The 16,040-nt window shown below is 74.5% G+C and carries 15 protein-coding genes; 6 read left to right on the top strand and 9 right to left on the bottom strand.

Going from position 1 to position 16,040, the window contains the following annotated elements; translation table 11 throughout:
- Positions 1 to 2,076: 2,076 nt before the first annotated feature.
- Complete coding sequence (locus tag KGD84_RS23050; RefSeq protein ID WP_220562480.1) at positions 2,077 to 2,922, bottom strand: hypothetical protein; 846 nt, start codon at positions 2,920 to 2,922, stop codon at positions 2,077 to 2,079.
- 98 nt (positions 2,923 to 3,020) lie between these two features.
- On the opposite strand from KGD84_RS23050, the gene KGD84_RS23055 reads away from it, so the two are divergent.
- On the top strand, positions 3,021 to 4,220 hold the full coding sequence (locus tag KGD84_RS23055; RefSeq protein WP_220565253.1) for an endonuclease/exonuclease/phosphatase family protein: 1,200 nt from the start codon (positions 3,021 to 3,023) through the stop codon (positions 4,218 to 4,220).
- A 14-nt stretch (positions 4,221 to 4,234) separates the two neighbouring features.
- Here the strand turns inward: KGD84_RS23055 and KGD84_RS23060 are convergent, their stop codons facing one another.
- From KGD84_RS23060 to KGD84_RS23070, 3 genes are all read right to left on the bottom strand, one after another.
- A complete protein-coding gene (locus KGD84_RS23060) occupies positions 4,235 to 4,531 on the bottom strand; it encodes a chorismate mutase (RefSeq protein WP_277615487.1) in 297 nt (98 codons plus the stop codon).
- Positions 4,532 to 4,778: 247 nt separating this feature from the next.
- On the bottom strand, positions 4,779 to 5,447 hold the full coding sequence (locus KGD84_RS23065; RefSeq protein WP_220562481.1) for a PaaI family thioesterase: 669 nt from the start codon (positions 5,445 to 5,447) through the stop codon (positions 4,779 to 4,781).
- Positions 5,448 to 5,591: 144 nt separating this feature from the next.
- On the bottom strand, positions 5,592 to 6,029 hold the full coding sequence (locus KGD84_RS23070) for a GNAT family N-acetyltransferase (protein ID WP_220562482.1): 438 nt from the start codon (positions 6,027 to 6,029) through the stop codon (positions 5,592 to 5,594).
- 56 nt (positions 6,030 to 6,085) lie between these two features.
- On the opposite strand from KGD84_RS23070, the gene KGD84_RS23075 reads away from it, so the two are divergent.
- From KGD84_RS23075 to KGD84_RS23085, 3 genes are all read left to right on the top strand, one after another.
- Positions 6,086 to 6,943, top strand: coding sequence for an AraC family transcriptional regulator (locus tag KGD84_RS23075; protein ID WP_220562483.1), 858 nt, complete (start codon positions 6,086 to 6,088; stop codon positions 6,941 to 6,943).
- 239 nt (positions 6,944 to 7,182) lie between these two features.
- A complete protein-coding gene (locus KGD84_RS23080) occupies positions 7,183 to 7,941 on the top strand; it encodes an AzlC family ABC transporter permease (RefSeq protein WP_255646753.1) in 759 nt (252 codons plus the stop codon).
- A complete protein-coding gene (locus KGD84_RS23085) occupies positions 7,938 to 8,252 on the top strand; it encodes an AzlD domain-containing protein (RefSeq protein WP_220562484.1) in 315 nt (104 codons plus the stop codon). The genes KGD84_RS23080 and KGD84_RS23085 overlap by 4 nt, the downstream gene beginning before the upstream one ends.
- Positions 8,253 to 8,297: 45 nt before the next feature.
- Here the strand turns inward: KGD84_RS23085 and KGD84_RS23090 are convergent, their stop codons facing one another.
- Positions 8,298 to 9,545, bottom strand: coding sequence for an Nramp family divalent metal transporter (locus KGD84_RS23090; RefSeq protein ID WP_220562485.1), 1,248 nt, complete (start codon positions 9,543 to 9,545; stop codon positions 8,298 to 8,300).
- 284 nt (positions 9,546 to 9,829) lie between these two features.
- Between KGD84_RS23090 and KGD84_RS23095 the strand changes: the two genes are divergently transcribed.
- Positions 9,830 to 11,512: a thiamine pyrophosphate-dependent enzyme gene (locus KGD84_RS23095; protein ID WP_220562486.1), complete on the top strand. Its 1,683-nt coding sequence runs from the start codon at positions 9,830 to 9,832 to the stop codon at positions 11,510 to 11,512.
- Positions 11,513 to 11,777: 265 nt separating this feature from the next.
- Here the strand turns inward: KGD84_RS23095 and KGD84_RS23100 are convergent, their stop codons facing one another.
- A complete protein-coding gene (locus KGD84_RS23100; protein ID WP_220562487.1) occupies positions 11,778 to 12,698 on the bottom strand; it encodes a LysR family transcriptional regulator in 921 nt (306 codons plus the stop codon).
- 73 nt (positions 12,699 to 12,771) lie between these two features.
- On the opposite strand from KGD84_RS23100, the gene KGD84_RS23105 reads away from it, so the two are divergent.
- Positions 12,772 to 13,743, top strand: a complete 972-nt coding sequence (locus KGD84_RS23105; protein WP_220562488.1) for a DMT family transporter — start codon at positions 12,772 to 12,774, stop codon at positions 13,741 to 13,743.
- A 117-nt stretch (positions 13,744 to 13,860) separates the two neighbouring features.
- Here KGD84_RS23105 and KGD84_RS23110 read toward each other — a convergent pair whose 3' ends face one another.
- From KGD84_RS23110 to KGD84_RS23120, 3 genes are read right to left on the bottom strand one after another with little or no spacing between them, the layout of a single operon-like run.
- Positions 13,861 to 14,787 carry an RluA family pseudouridine synthase gene (locus KGD84_RS23110; protein ID WP_220562489.1) on the bottom strand — a complete coding sequence of 309 codons (927 nt, stop codon included), beginning with the start codon at positions 14,785 to 14,787 and terminating at the stop codon, positions 13,861 to 13,863.
- Entirely contained in the window at positions 14,784 to 15,425 is a 642-nt protein-coding gene (gene lspA, locus KGD84_RS23115; RefSeq protein ID WP_220562490.1) for a signal peptidase II, read from the bottom strand. The genes KGD84_RS23110 and lspA overlap by 4 nt, the downstream gene beginning before the upstream one ends.
- 29 nt (positions 15,426 to 15,454) lie before the next feature.
- Entirely contained in the window at positions 15,455 to 15,865 is a 411-nt protein-coding gene (locus tag KGD84_RS23120; RefSeq protein WP_220562491.1) for a TraR/DksA family transcriptional regulator, read from the bottom strand.
- Positions 15,866 to 16,040 lie beyond the last annotated feature (175 nt).

The following is a 16,040-nucleotide window of genomic DNA, read 5'->3' on the forward strand; positions in this document are numbered from 1 at the left end:
GGCCGCAGTCGGTGTCCGGCAGACCGCCAGGCGGGTGCGTTGGGCTCCCGTCCGGGGTGGTGGGGGTGTGTATGCCGGAGCCGGGTGCACGCGGAGCGCGCACACCCGCACCGCTTGGAAAGGTTGTGGGCGCCGGCGGCGGTGAGGGCGCTCCACGCTGTTGCCTACTCCCGCGCGTGACCGCGGTACCGGTCAGTGCCGGGGGTGAAAGCCGCGCGCACCCGCTGCTCCCAAGGCACAGGGGGTGTGGGAAGGAAGGACCGTAACCCCCGCCCCAGGGGGTGTTGCCGCACGTACCCGCAACCCCAGCCCCAGATCGGAAACAGGACCGCGTACCTCAGCCCGGGGGGCGAAGGCCGCGCATACCCACAGCCCCGAGCCCCAGGGGGTAGGGGGAAGAAGAACCGCGCGCCTCAGCCCTGGGGGTGAAGGCCGCGGGTACCCGCGGCATCAGCCAGAGGGGGGCTGGGGAGGAAGGATTGCGCCCCCGCCGCAGGGGGTGGAACGTGCACGTGTCCGCGACCCCCACCCAGGTCCGAAGGAGAGACCACGCACCTTCACCCCGCCGTGGCCGGGGTCGCGGTTCTTCCTCCGGCCTGGGTCCGAGGTTGCGGGTACGTACAGCTTTCACCCCCTGAGGCGGGGGGTCGCGGTTCCTCCTACTCACACCCCCTGGGGTAGAGGTTGCGATCCGGTGCCCGGGCTGTGACCGGGGTTGTGGGTACGTGCGGCAAAACCCCCTGAGGCGGGGGTCGCGGTCATGCCTCCCCACACCCCCTGGGGCTCGGGGCTGCGGGTGCGCGCGGCAAAACCCCCTGAGGCGGGGGTTGCGGTCCTTCCTCCCCACACCCCCCGGGGCTCGGGGCTGTGGGCACGCGCGGCAAAACCCCCTGAGGCGGGGGTTGCGGTCCTTCCTCCCCACACCCCCCGGGGCTCGGGGCTGTGGGCACGCGCGGCTTTCACCCCCCAGAGCTGAGGTGCGCGGTCCTGTGCCCGGTCTGAGGCTGAGGTTCCGGGTGCGTGCGGCTTTCACCCCCCAGAGCTGAGGTGCGCGATCCTGTGCCCGGTCTGAGGCTGAGGCCGCGGGTGCGTGCGGCTTTCACCCCCGCTCCCATCCGTACCGCGGTCATCCGCGGGAGTAGGCAACAGCGTGGAGCCCCCGCACCACCGCCGGCGCCCACAACCTTTCCAAGCGGTGCGGGTGTGCGCGCTCCGCGTGCACCCGGCTCCGGCATACACACCCCCACCACCCACCACGCGCGCCCAACGCACCCGCCTGCCGGTCTGCCGGACACCGACTGCGGCCGGGGCCGGGCCCACCCGGCGCGGACCGCCCACCCCAAGCGGCCAGCCTTTTGGAAACCTACAACTACCTCGGCAAAGACCCCCTGGGGTCAGGGGCCCCACTGGCCTGACACGGCTGTGGCGGAGATCCCGGTCGGGTGAGAAACCCCCTGCGGCAGAGGCCCTGCGACGCCCTCCGGCTATGGCCGAGGTTTCCAGGCGGGCGGACACCCCCTGCGGCCGGGCCCGCAGGTACGCGCGGCCCTCACCCCCTACGGCGGAGGCCCAGCGATGCCCTCCGGCTGTGGCCGAGGTTCCCAGTCGGGCGGACAACCCCCTGTGTCCGGGACTCGCAGGTACGCGCGGCCCTCACCCCCTGTGTTCGGGGCGGGAAGCCACCCGCGGCCTTCACCCCCTGCGGTGAGGGCCCAGCGACGCCCTCCGGCTGTGGCCGAGGTTCCCAGTCGGGCGGACGACCCCCTGAGGCCGGACCCCGCAGGCATGCGCGGCCCTCACCCCCGTGTGTCCGGGGCGGAGGGTGTGTCCACCCCCACCCCCTGGGGTCGAAGGAGATGATGCGCCCTCCGGTAGTGCCTCGGCCCCTGACAGACACACCCGCCACCGACCACAGCGTTGAAAGGGCATAAGGGCACCCCTCGGCCGGGACACGAGCACCTGCGCCGGAGGAGGCCGTCCCCCTCCGGCTGTGGCCGAGGCTCCCTGCGGGGTGGGAGACCCCCGGCGGCGCAGGTGCTGCGCCCTCCTCCGGCTGTGGCCGCCCACCGCCCCCCTTCAAGAACGGATGTCGTGCGCGAGGGTCCGCAGCCACGGCTCCCGAAAAGTGGGCTCCGCCGTCAGGACCGCGCGGAACGCGGCGCGGACCTCCGGCGTGCGGGCGCGCTCGAACAGCGCCACCGCCCCCGACAGGGCGGCCCGGGTCCTCTCGTCGTGGCGCGGGCGGGCGACCTCCGGGTCGGCCCAGCGGGCGCGGCGGAACGACGGCTCCGTCTTGGGCTGGAAGTTGCCCAGGTAGCCCCACAGCCATCCGGGCACCGACACGTTGCGCACCGCGCGCGGCGGCAGCTCCCCCACCCACGGCGCGTGCTGCTGCCAGCGCCAGGTGTTGGGGCTGGTCTTGCCGCGCATGACGATGCCCAGGTAGCCGATGCGTCCACGGATGCGGTTCCAGTCGGCGCCGTCGTCGCCGATCCACGAGCGCAGCTCGCGGTGCAGGTTCTCGAAGGTGCTCCCGTGGGAGACCAGGTCGCAGAACACGACCGCGCGCCCGCCGCCCGCCAGCCGCCCCGGGGTGACGCCCTGGGCGGTGAGGTTGGCGCGCAGCTGGGCCTGTTCGGCCCGGCTCAGGCCCTGGCCGTCGTACCCGTACAGGGACAGCGGCAGCCGGTGCACGCGGTCGCGGTGCCCGGTGTCGGCCAGGACGCCCCGCAGCAGGTCGTACACGCTGTCCGGGGAGCGCCCGACGAAGTACAGGTCGCGGTCGCCGCCGCGGGCCAGCACCTTGGCGGCGCACTCGGTGAGGGCCTCGACATAGGACCGCTCGGGGTCCGCGGGCTCGACGAGGGAGCCGAGGCGGTCGTGTTCCACGTCCCAGCGGAAGGGCAGGTTGGGTTCGGGCATGCCCTCGAGGAAAGCGGGGGCGGCCGGATCCGCGCAAGGGCTTTTCCGGTTGGGAGAATGGGCGGGTGAGACCTCTCCTTCCCGCGTCCACCGCCACCATGGTCCTGGCCTCCGAGGACGTGCCGGCCGCCGCGCCCGCCGTGGCGGTGTCCCCGTCGGTGCCGCCGCCCGTTCCCGCCGGGTCGGTGCGGTTCGCGACCTTCAACACGGCCCTGTCGCGGCAGCGGCCCGGGGCGATGGCGTCGGCGCTGGCCTCCGGGGGGTGGAGGCTGGCGCGGGCGGTCGCCGAGACCGTGCAGCGGGTGCGCCCCGACGTGCTGCTGGTGAACGAGTTCGACCACGACCCGACGGGCCGGGCCCTGGAGCTGTTCGTCCGCGAGTACCTGGAGCGCGGGTGGAACGGCTCCGAGGGTGTGGAGTTCCCCCACGTCTTCACCGCGCCGGTGAACACCGGGGTGGCGTCCGGGCAGGATCTCGACGGCGACGGGCGGGTGGTGGTCGAGCCGGGGAGCGACGCCTACGCCGGGGACGCGTTCGGGTTCGGCCGGTTCCCCGGCCAGTACGGGATGGCGGTGCTCTCCCGGTACCCCCTGGACGCGGAGCGGGCGCGCACGTTCCGGCTGCTGCCGCGGGCGGCGATGCCCGGGGCGCTGGTCCCGGTGGACCCGGCGAGCGGGGAGCCGTTCCTGTCGCCGCGGGCGTGGGCGGCGGCGCGGCTGTCGTCCAAGAGCCACTGGGACCTGCCGGTGGACACCGGGTGGGGCCGCCCGGTGCACCTGCTGGCCTCGCATCCGACGCCGCCCGCGTTCGACGGCCCCGAGCGCCGCAACGTGCTGCGCAACCACGACGAGATCCGGTTCTGGGCGGACTACCTGACGCCCGGGGCGGACGGCTACGTCCGCGACGACGCCGGAACCGCCGGGGGGCTGGCGCCGGACGCCCCGTTCGTGCTGGCGGGGGACCTCAACGCCGACCCCCGTAACGGCTCCTCCCTGCCCGGGGCGATCGACCGCCTGCTGGCCCACCCCCGGGTGGCGGACCCGCTCCCCCACTCCCAGGGCGGCCGGGGCCGGGCCGGGAGCGCGGCGGGCGCCCCCGGACACGGGGACGCCTTCACCGAGGACACCCCGCCGGGGCACCTGCGGGTGGACTACGTGCTGCCCTCGCGGGACCTGGCGGTGGGCGACCGGGGCGTGTTCTGGCCGGCGCCGGACGACCCGCTGGCGCGCCTGGCCGGCGCGGGCCCCCCGTTCCCCGTCTCCGACCACCGCCTGGTGTGGGTGGACGTGTCCCGCTGACGGCCCCCGCGCGGTCAGCGGTCGCGGGCGGCCTCCTCCTCGGCGGCGGCCAGGCCCGCGGTGATGACGCTGTCCATGATGGCGGCGAGCCGGTCGGCGCCCAGGCGGGGCGCGTGTTCGGCCATGCGCTCGACGAGGCGGCGCTCGCGGTCCATGTCGCGTCCGGCGAAGTACCCGACGGGCTTGAGCCGCTGGACCCGGGCGGCGACGAGGGCGCGCTGCTCCAGGAGCTCGGCGAGGCGCGCGTCCATGGCGTCGATGTGTTCGCGCAGGCGGGCGATCTCGCTGGTGGTGGACGTCTGGTCGTGCACGGTGGCCTCCGGTCGCGGTGGGTGCGGCCGTACGGGGTCCCGTGCGGGAGGGTGTCGGCCGCCTGGAAAGCGAAAGAGCACCGGGGCCGGGGGCCCGAGTGCTCTGTTGCCGACGTTCCCGTCTCCGCCTACGTGTCGTCGGCGGCCGACGGGAGCGTCGGCTCGCTAAACACGTGATAGCGGTGGGTCATGTGCGTGATCCTAGCGTGTCCGCGGGGGGCGCGCACGCGCGCCCCCGGCCGGTCCCCTATTCGGGGACCTCGACGCGGACCATGATGGCCGTGGCCTCAGCGGTGACCTCGCCGTTGACGCGGATGCGGCCGTTGACGTAGACCTTGCGCCGCTCCGTGCGCTCGACCTCGGCGGTGATCTCCAGCGGGTTGAACAGCGGGGTGGGCCTGCGGTAGTTCACCTCGAGCCGCGCGGTGAGGCCGGGCGAGGTGGCCAGGGAGGAGGCGGTCCCGACGGCCTGGTCGAGGAGGGCGGCGATCCAGCCGCCGTGGACCAGCCCGGGAGGGCCCTGGTAGACGGTGTCGAGGGTGACCTCGCCGTGCACCCCGCCGCCGGCGGCCGGGACCAGGGACAGGGGCGGCGCGGCGGGGTTGGTGTCCCCGGCGACGATGTTGGTGATGGTGCCGTACTCGCTGTCGCCGTCGGGGAGGTCGCGGCGGACCATGGTGCCGATCTGGCGGCGGGGCGCGGCGGCGAGGCGGTCGGTGACCTCCTCGACGGCGGCGGCGGCCTCGGCGAGGACGGCGGGGTCGGTCTCGGTGGTGTTGGCGACGGTGTCGATGAGGGCGTGCACGCGGCCGACGAGGGTGCGCAGTTCGGCGGGGATGTCGGCCTGTTCGACCACGGGGAGGCCGAAGGCGCGGGGGTCGGGGCGTTCGGTGGCCGGCTGCGTGTTGACCGTCATGTGTTCCTCGTCGGGTCGGCGTGTGCACTGGTGGTGGGGGCCACCACCCGAAACCGAATCCTACTCGGTGGTATTCCGATCGCCCCGCGGCCGGGGGTGCGCCCCCCGTCACACCGAGGGGAGACGGGGGGCACTCCGGGGGCGTCAGCCCAGGTCGCGGACCATGTGCCGGTGCGGGATCCCGGCGTCGAGGAACTCCTCCCCGTGCGCGGTGTAGCCCAGCCGCTCGTAGAAGCCCAGGGCGTGGGTCTGGGCGTGCAGCTCCATGGCGGCGAGCCCGCGTTCGCGGGCCAGGTCCTCCGCGGCCCGCACCAGGGCGGCGCCCAGGCCGGTGCCGCGCCGTTCGGGCAGCACGGCCATGCGCCCGAGCAGGCCCGCTCCCCCGTCCTGCTCCACCACGCGGACGGTGCCCGCGGGCACCCCGTCGACGAGGGCGAGGAGGTGGAGGGCGGCGGGGTCGCGGTCGTCCCACTCCTCGGCGACGGGCACCTTCTGCTCGGCGACGAAGACGGCGCCCCGGATGACGAACACTGCGGCGCGGTCGCGGTCGTCGCGCGCCTGCCTGATCTCGGTCGTGGTCATGAGCGCAGCGTAATACCGGCGCGGCACCGCGGAGGAACCGACGTTAACCTGGGCGTATGGGCATGCCCAGTACGGTCCACCCCGTCGTCGACGACCCCCGCGCCGAACGCGCGCGCTACTGGCGTTTCTCCGGACTGCCGGACACGGAGATGCTCACCGCCCGGTTCGTCACCACCAACTTCACCCGGCACACCCACCCCACCTACACGTTCGGCGTCATCACCGGCGGCGTCGAGGAGTACGCCCACCCGGGCGGCACCTCGCGGGTGGGGCCGGGCGGCCTGGCGGTGGTCGGCCCGGACGAGGTGCACACCGGGCACGCGGGCGTTCCCGAGGGGTGGACGTACCGGGTGTTCTACCCCCGGCCGGAGGTGGTGGTCGGCATCGCCCGGGAGCTGGGGCTGCGGGGCACCCCGGCGTTCAGCGAGTCGGGGATCGACGCGCCCGAGGCGTCCCGGCTGCTGCACGCGGCGCACCTGGCGGCCGAACGCGGCGACCGGCTGGGGGCCTCCTCCCTGGCGCGGCGCGGGATCGCGGCGCTGCTGCGCTCCCACGGCCGCGAGCGCCCGCCCCGGGTCCGGACCCGCGAGGCCCGGCCCGAGACGGCCCTGGCGCGGGAGGTGCTGGCGTCCCGGCTCACCGACCCGCCGACCCTGGAGGAGCTGGCCGCCGCGGTGGGCCTGGGTCCGTTCGCGCTGTCCCGGGCGTTCTCGAGGGCCTACGGGCTACCCCCGCACGCCTACCTCAACCAGCTGCGGGTGGACCGCGCCCGGACGCTGCTGGCGGCCGGGCGGGCCCCCTCGGAGGTGGCGGTGGAGGTGGGGTTCACCGACCAGGCGCATCTGAGCAGGCACTTCCGCCGCCACCTGGGGGTGCCCCCGGGCGCGTACCGGCGGGCGCTGGCCGGGCGCTGAGCCGGTCCGGCCGGGCGGTCCGGGGTCGGACGCGGTGCCGGCCGGGCGGCCCGGGATCGGACGCGGTGCCGACCGAACGCGGCGCCGGCCGGGCGCGGTGCCGGCCGGGCGCGGTGCTAGCCGGGCGCGGTGCCGGGTGGCCCGGGGTCGGGCGGGCGCGGCGCCGACCGGACGCGGTGCCGGGCGGGTGCAAGAACGTACAAGACGGCGGGCGGCCCCGGCTCCTAGCGTGGGGCGGCGTGAAAGCCATCTCCCTTCTCCGTTCTCCCGCGGTGCGCGACAGCCTCGGGGTCGGCGTCGCCGTGGGCGCCGCCGGCCTGGCGTTCGGCACCGCCGCCGCGACCGCCGGGCTGTCCCCGGCCCAGGCCGTGTTCACCAGCATGTTCATGTTCACCGGAGCCTCCCAGTTCGCGCTGATCGGCGTGGTCGCCGGCGGCGGCAACCTGGTCGCCGGGGCGCTGGGCGCCCTGCTGCTGGGCGCCCGCAACACCCTGTACGGCCTGCGGCTGGCCGACGTCCTCGACCTGCGGGGCGGGCTCCGGCGGGCGCTGGCCGCGCACGGGGTCATCGACGAGACGACGGCGGTGGCCCTGGCCCAGCCGGACCGGGCCTCGGCCCGACTGGCGTTCACCACGACCTATGTGGTGCTGGGGACGTCGTGGGTGGTCACGACGCTGGTGGGCGCTCTGGCCACGGAGCGCGTGAGCGACATCGGCGCGCTGGGCCTGGACGCGGTCGGCCCGGCGATCTTCCTGGCACTGCTGTGGCCGCGGCTGCGCGAGGGCGGCGCCCGCACCTGGCTGATCGCCGGGCTGGGGGCGGGGCTGGCCCTGGCGGCCACACCGCTGCTGCCGCCGGGGGTGCCGGTGCTACTGGCCGCGTCGGCCGCGTTGATCGCCCTGGTCGGGCCGGAGATGCGGGTGGCCGGCCCCGCGGCGGCCCCCGGGGCCGCGGACGCGAAGGAGTCCGACAACGACGGCGAGGGGGTGCGGTCGTGACGCTGTGGATCGTGCTGGTCGCGACGGCGGCCGGGTGCTACCTGCTGAAGTTCGCCGGGCTGGCGGCGCCGCGGCGCCTGCTGGACAACGCCTGGCTGCGCCGGTTCGCGACGGCGGTGCCGCTGGCGCTGCTGGCCGCGCTGATCGCGGTGGAGGCACTGCGCGGCGAGGGCCAGGCGCTGGCCTGGGACACCGCCCGGATGGGCGGGGTGGGCGCGGCGGTGGCCGCGTTGGCGCTGCGCGCCCCGTTCCTGGTGGTGGTGCTGGCCGCGGCCGCGGTCACCGCCGGGCTGCGGGCCCTGGGGCTGTGAACGCGGTGCGGGGGCGGCCCTGGAGGGACCGCCCCCGCGCCGGGGTCACTCCCCGGTGATGACGCCGTAGAGCTCGTATCCGCACAGCACCAGGAACAGGCCGCCCGCGATGGCCAGGCCGGTGTTGGAGATCCACCCGTTGCGCCATTCGGCGGGGGTGCGGGAGGAGTTGAGCAGCCACATCAGCGTGAAGGCGAGGAACGGCATGAAGAACGAGCCGAGGACGCCGTAGGCGATGATGAGCTGGACCGGGCGGCCCAGCAGCAGGAGCAGCATGGGCGGGAAGGTCAGCCACAGCATGTAGGCACGGAAGGGCAGGCTCTTCTCGGTGGCCCCCGGGTCCATGTCGCTCTGGCCGCGCACGTGGTTGACGAAGTCGGCGAAGAGCAGGCTGACGCCGTGCCAGACGCCGATGATCGAGGAGTAGGCGGCGCTGAAGAAGCCGACGAGGAACAGCGTGGCGACGAACCCGCCGAAGCGGTCGCGCAGGACCTCGCCCAGGTCGAGCAGGCCCTGGTCGCCCGAGGACAGGGCGATGCCGCTGGCGTAGAGGAGCTCGGCGCCGACGACGAGCATCGCGATGACGAAGACGCCGGTGGTGATGTAGGCGACCCGGTTGTCGATGCGCATCATGCGCATCCAGCCGGAGTCGCGCCAGCCCTTGGCGTTGACCCAGTAGCCGTAGGCGGCCATCGTGATGGTGCCGCCGACGCCGCCGATGAGTCCCAGGGTGTAGAAGAGGGAGCCCTCGGGCAGCAGCGGGACCAGGCCGGTGACGGCCTCGCCGATGTTGGGGCCGACGTAGATCGCGAGGCCGACGACGATCACGAACATGACGCCGATGAAGATCATCATGATCTTCTCGAAGATCGCGTACCGGTTGAACCAGACGATGGCCAGGCCGGAGACGCCCGCGAGGATCGCCCAGGCGTTGAAGGGCACCTGCGGGAAGAGGGCCGAGAGCGGCAGTGCCGTGGCGGACATGGCGCTGGCGCCGTAGACGAAGCCCCAGAGGACCACGTAGACGCCGAAGTACGCCCAGGTCCAGCGGCCCAGGCTGGTCCAGCCGTCGAAGATGGTGCGCCCGGTGGCGAGGTGCCAGCGGCCGGTCGCCTCGGCCAGGGAGATCTTGACGATGCAGCCCACGATGGTGGCCCACAACAGGGCGTAACCGAAGAGGTTGCCCGCGATGAGGGTGGCGACCAGGTCTCCGGCGCCCACGCCGGTGGCCGCGACGACGATGCCCGGACCGATCTGCTTCCACGTCGCCTTGCGTTGTTCGGTGGCGGCCACCTGTGTCCTTCCGTTGTGTCCCATGGCGGACCGGTTCCACCGCGGACTCGCAGCACTTTAGAAGCGGACACACCACTTGCAAAGGTGACAATGCCCTCCGTGACCCTTCCGTGCCCGAATCTCTATGACACGGATCACAGGGGGCGGTTCGGGGGTGGTTGTCCACAGGCGCCCGGGGTGCTCCTTGACCCGGCTTCACGGTGCCTGGAAAGGTCGTTGAAGGGCGTCCGGCGGATCCCGGACGCGCCGAGCGGACCTTGCGACGATGGAAGGGACCCACCCCCATGGCCACAGCCGACCACCGACCCACGCCCCCCGACCGCACCGCCGCGCAGGCGGTGGTCGACGTCCTGGCCGCCGCGGGCGTCCGCCGCTGCTACACCGTCCCGGGCGAGAGCTTCCTGGAGCTCGCCGACGCGATCGACCGCCACCCCGGCATGCGCCTGGTGTCCACCCGGCACGAGGGCGGCGCCGGGTTCATGGCCGAGGCCGACGCCAAGCTCACCGGGGTCCCGGCGGTGGCGGCGGCCACCCGCGGCCCGGGGGCGGCCAACCTGGCGGTCGCGGTGCACACCGCGCACCAGGACTCCACCCCGATGGTCGTGTTCCTGGGCCAGGCCGAGACGGAGCGGCTGGGGCGGGAGGCGTTCCAGGAGGTGGACCTCACCGCGTTCTACGCGCCCATCACCAAGTGGTCCACCACCGTGCACCGGGCCGACCGGCTGGCCGAGGTGACCGCCGAGGCGCTGCGGGTGGCCCGCTCGGGCCGCCCGGGTCCGGTGTCCATCGCGGTGCCGGGCGACCTGTTCGGACAGGTGGTGGGACCGGCGGCGGTCCCGCGGCCGCCGGAGCCGCCCCGGCCCCCGCTGGGCGGGGCCGAGCGCGACCGGCTGGCGGCGTGGCTGACCCGGGCGGTGCGGCCGGTGATCGTGGCGGGCGGGGGCGCCCGGGGCGCCCGCGCCGACCTGGTGCGCGTGGCCGAGCGGTTCGGCGCCGGGGTGTACTCCGCCTGGCGCAGGCAGGACGTGTTCCCCAACGACCACGCGCTCTACCTGGGCCACCTGGGGCTGGGCGCCCCGCCCGCGACGCTGGCCGCGCTGTCGGAGGCCGACGCGGTGCTGGTGGTGGGGTGCCGGCTGAGCGAGACCACCACCCAGGGGTACCGGCTGCCGGACACGGCCCGGGCCAAGGTGGCGCGGATCGACATCGACCCGGGGCGGCCGGGGTCGCACCTGGACCTGTGGGCGTCGGTGGTGGCCGACGCGGGCGAGGCCCTGAGCGAGCTGGCCGAGGCCCCCTTCCAGGCCCCCTACCGGGACTGGAGCGCGGCCCGGCGCGCCTGGGTGGAGTCGTCGGCCGTGCCGGTGGAGACGCAGGCGCACGAGGGGCCGGGGCTGCACCCCTGGCAGGTGATCGCGGGGATGCGCGAGGCGCTGCCCGAGGACGCGGTGGTCACCAACGACGCCGGGAACTTCGCGTCGTTCCTGCACCGGGGCTGGTGGTTCCGGCACCCGCGCACCCAGCTGGCGCCCACCAGCGGGGCGATGGGGTACGCGGTCCCGGCCGCGGTCGCCGCCAAGCTGGCCGAGCCGGAGCGCACGGTGGTGGCGGTGGCGGGCGACGGCGGCGCGCTGATGACCGGGCAGGAGCTGGAGACGGCGGTGCGCGAGGGCGCCGCGGTGACGGTGGTGGTGTTCCAGAACGGGCTGTACGGCACGATCGCCATGCACCAGGCCCGCGAGCTGGGCCGGCTGGCGGGGACGCGGATCGGCGGGCCGCTGGACCTCGCGGGGTACGCCCGTTCGCTGGGCGCGCGCGGGGAGACCGTGCACACCCGGGAGGAGCTGGTCAAGGTGCTGGGCGAGGCGGTGGCGGCGGACCTGCCGACCCTGGTGGACGTACGCACCGACCCCGAGGTGATCAGCCCCTCGGCGACCCTGACGGAACTCCTCCAGGCCCCACGCTGACCGTCCCGTCCGGGGTCCGGCCCCTGAGGCCGGCCCCCGGACGGAGCGGCGGGAGGCGCCCGCCCGCGCGACCCGTCTCCTCCCAGGGGCATCCGGGGCAGGTGTCCCGGGCAGGGACGCCGATGCGGCCGCCTGTCCGCACGCCCGCGCGAGGCACGGCTCTCCCGGCTACCCGGGGCAGGTGTCCCGGGCAGGGACGCCGACAGGGCCGGCGCCCGCCTGCGCTCGCGGCGGCTCCGCCCGGGCCCCGGACCGGGCGTCGGCGTCAGGCCGGGACGGGGCGGGTGTCGTAGGCGGCGGCCGACTCGCGCAGGGCGCGGACGGTGGCGCGGATGGCCGGGCGGCGGGAGGCGTCGGTGCGCCAGAACACGTACACCTGGCGGACCAGGGCGGGCTGCACCGGCACCACCCGCACCCCGTCGGGGAGCGGGCCGCGGCCCAGCCGGGGCATGACGGCGGCACCGATCCCGGCGGCGATGAGGGCCAGCTTGGTCTGGTGCTCCTCGACGTTGTGGATGACGTTGGGCTCGCCGCCGCGCGAGCGGATCATGTCGTAGAGCCAGTCGTTGCAGATGGACCCGCGCGACCAGCTGATCCAGGGCAGGTCGAGGATCTCGTCGATGGCGAGGATCTCCCGGTGGGCGAGGGGGTGGTCGGCGGGCAGGGCGATGTCGCCGACGTCCTCCATCAGGGGCGCGCGGCTCATGCCCTCGGGCAGGGCGAGCGGGGAGCCCATCCAGTCGATGACCATGCACAGGTCCACCTCGCCGCGGGCCATCGACTGCAGGCTCTCGTGGGGCTCCTCCTCGAAGAGCTCGACCCGCAGCCGGGGGTGGGCCTCGCGCAGGGTGTTGAGGGCCTGGGGCAGGATGCCGCGCACCGCGGTGGGGGTGCCGGACAGGCGCAGGTGCCCGGTGACGTGGTCGCGGTGGGCCTCCAGGTCGGCCTCGGCCCGCTGCACCAGAGAGAGGATCCGGGAGGCGTGCTCGACGAGGAGTTCGGCGGCGTCGGTGAGGCGCACCCCGCGCCCGTTGCGCTCGACCAGGGGCTGGCCGACCTCGCGTTCGAGCTTGGAGAGCTGCTGGGAGACGGCGGAGTTGGTGACGTGCAGGGCCTCGGCGGCGGCGCTGAGGGAGCCGTGCGCCGCGATGGCGTGGAGGACACGGAGGCGGTCGACACTGAGCATGTAAGGAACACTAACTCACTCGTTTAGAAATACGAAGTAGACCTAACACATCGGTGCGCGGTACAAACATTCCATGCCCGTGCTCTCTCCCTCCCCGGCCGCGTCCGCCGGGGTCCGCCGCCTCACCGCCGACTGGCGGGTCAAGTTCGCGCTCCTGGCCCTGATCTGGGGCATGAGCTTCGTCTTCATCAGGGTCGCCGCCCAGTCCCTGGAGCCGATGCAGCTGTCCCTGGGCCGGATCGTCGCCGGGGCCCTGCCGCTGCTGGCGGTGGTGCTGCTGCGCGGCGGCCGGCTGCCGACCTCGCCGCGGCTGCTGGCCCACATGTTCGTGGCCGCGCTGCTGCTCAACACGATCCCGTTCACGCTGTTCGGGTACGCCGGTCAGCTCATCCCCTCGGCGGTGATGGGCATCGTCAACGCCGCGACGCCGCTGTTCGGCGTGGTGTTCTCGATGCTGCTGCTGCCCGACGAGCGCCGCCCCGACCGCGACCGGGTGCTCGGGCTGGGGATCGGCTTCCTGGGCGTGCTCGTGGTGTTCGGCGTGTGGAACTCCCTGGGCGAGGTGAGCGTGAGCGACCGGGACGCCATGGTCGGCATGGGGTTCGTGGTCGCGGCGACCGCCTGCTACGGCATCGGCACCCCGTACCTGCGCCGGTTCGTGGCGGGCAGCTCCCACGGCGCCCTGGAGCTGTCGGCGCTGCAGCTGCTGCTGGCCGCCGTGCCGCTGGCGGTGCTGGTGCCGGTGGCCACCGACGCCCCGACCGACGTGACCTGGCAGGTGGTGGCCTCGGTCCTGGTCCTGGGGGTGATGGGCACGGGGGTGGCCTACGTGCTCCAGTACGCGGTGCTGCGGGAGGCGGGGGCGACCGTCGCGACCACCGTCACCTACGTGGCGCCGGTGGTGTCGATCGCCGCGGGGATCGTCCTCATGGGCGAGACCCTGTCGTGGAACCAGCCGCTGGGGGCGCTGGTGATCATCGTCGGCGCGGCCCTGTGCCAGGGGCTGGTGCGCACCCGGCCCGTCGCCCCGCCGCCCCGGGGCTGACCGGGACGACGGGAGAGGGGCCGCCGGACGGATGTCCGGCGGCCCCTCGTGCGTTCGCGTGCCGTGCCCGGCCCCGCCCGGCCCGGTGTCCGCACCGGCCGGGGAGCCGGGGGCGGCTCAGTCCTCGCGCAGCATCTCCACGGCCCGCTCCAGGTCCTCCGGGTAGGGGCTGGAGAACTCCACCGGCCGGTGCTCGGTGGGGTGGTCGAACCCGAGCCGCACCGCGTGCAGCCACTGGCGGCGCACCCCCAGGCGCTCGGCGAGCGTGGGGTCGGCCCCGTAGAGCATGTCGCCCACGCACGGGTGGCGCAGCGCCGACATGTGCACCCGGATCTGGTGGGTGCGCCCGGTCTCCAGCTTGATCTCCAGCAGGCTGGCGGCCCGGAACGCCTCCTGGGTGTCGTAGTGGGTCACCGAGGGGCGCCCGCCCGCGACCACGGCCCAGCGGCCGTCGCCCGCCGGGTGGCGGTCGATGGGCGCGTCGACGGTGCCGCGCAGCGGGTCGGGGTGGCCCTGGACGAGGGTGTGGTAGCGCTTGTCCACCGTGCGCTCCTTGAAGGCTCGCTTGAGGACGCTGTAGGCGGTCTCGCTCTTGGCGACCACCATGAGCCCGGTGGTGTTGGCGTCCAGGCGGTGCACGATGCCCTGGCGCTCGGCGGCGCCGCTGGTGGCCACCTGGATCCCGGCGGCCAGCAGGCCCTCCAGGACACTGGGGCCGGTCCAGCCGACGGTGGGGTGGGCGACGACCCCGACGGGCTTGTCGACCACGATGATGTCGGCGTCCTCGTGCACGATCCGCATGCCCGGGACGGGCTCGGGGCGCGGCACGGGGGCGGTGGGCGGCGGCGGCAGGGTGATCTCCAGCCAGGCGCCGGCGCGGACGCGGTCGGACTTGCCCGCCTCGGACCCGTCGACCAGGACGCTGCCGTCCACGATGAGCTCGGCCGCACGGGTGCGGGACAGCCCGAACATGCGGGCGATCGCCGAGTCGAGCCGGTCGCCCTCCAGCCCGTCGGGCACGGGCAGGCTGCGGGTGTCGCTCACTGGCCCTTCCCTTCGGTGGTGGTGTCGTCGCCGGGAGCGGTGTCGTCCCCGGTCCGGCCCTCGGCGGAGCCCTCGGCCGCGGTCGCGGTGTCCCGCGCCCCGCCGCCGGCCCTGTCGCCGTCCTTGTCGTCGGAGACGATGCTGCCGTCCAGCTCCACGCCCTTGAAGGTCAGCAGGACGACCAGGCAGGCGCCGACCACCACGCAGGAGTCGGCGACGTTGAACACCGGGAAGTCCATCACCTTGACGAAGTCCACGACGGCGCCGTGGAACGGCTCGGGTTCGCGGAAGATCCGGTCCACGAGGTTCCCGGCGGCCCCGCCCATCATCAGGCCCAAGGTCACGGCCCACCAGACGCTGCGCACCCGCAGCCCGATGTAGGCGATGACGAGGACGACGATGCTGGCGATGGTCGTGAACACCCAGGTGTGGTCGGTGCCCATGGAGAACGCGGCGCCGGTGTTGTACACCAGCGTGAACTGCACGACCTCGCCGATGACGTCGAGCCGCTCGCCCTCCTGGAAGGTGGCCAGGACCCATTCCTTCGTGAGGAGGTCCACGCCGATGGCGGCGAGCGCGACGAGCACCAGCAGCAGGTAGCGCCGCCGGCGGCCCCCCGGTGTGCGGGCGGTGGTCATGTTGCTGTCCCCGGAGGGCTCTACCTCAGTCAGCGACGCTCCTCGCGCTGTTTGCAGGAGACGCACAGGGTGGCCCGCGGGAACGCCTGGAGGCGCTCCTTGCCGATGGGCCGTCCGCATGAGTCGCAGACCCCGTAGGTTCCCGCGTCCATCCGTTCGATCGCCCGCTCGCTCGCGGCGAGCAGGTCACGAGTATTGTAGGCCAACGCCAACTCGTGTTCGCGTTGGAAGGCCTTGGCCCCGGTATCGGCGGGGTCGTCCCCGGCCCCGTCCACGGGGTCCTCCAGCCGCTCGGCGACCTGCTCCTCGACCTGGCGGATCTCCCTGCGCGCGGCGGCGATGTCGTCTTCCAGGCGTTCGCGGACCCCCGCGAGCTCCTGCCGGGTCCACGGCTCCTCGCCGGGCAGTACCGGCAGATCCGCCGCCTCGGTGGCCTTCATCGCACTTACCTCCCGACCGTGCGCCCCCGCCCGTACCCCGCCGACCTGCGGGATCACCCCCGTGGGCGGAGCCGCGAGTGGTGCCGGGAAGCCTAGGCGAGCCCCGCCCCCTTGGCAACGACCCGGACCCCGGCGTCGGTCGGGGTCACCCGGCGGACGCGCGCGGGGCCCCTGG

Origin of the sequence: Nocardiopsis changdeensis, assembly GCF_018316655.1 — a bacterium.
GTDB classification, from domain to species: domain Bacteria; phylum Actinomycetota; class Actinomycetes; order Streptosporangiales; family Streptosporangiaceae; genus Nocardiopsis; species Nocardiopsis changdeensis.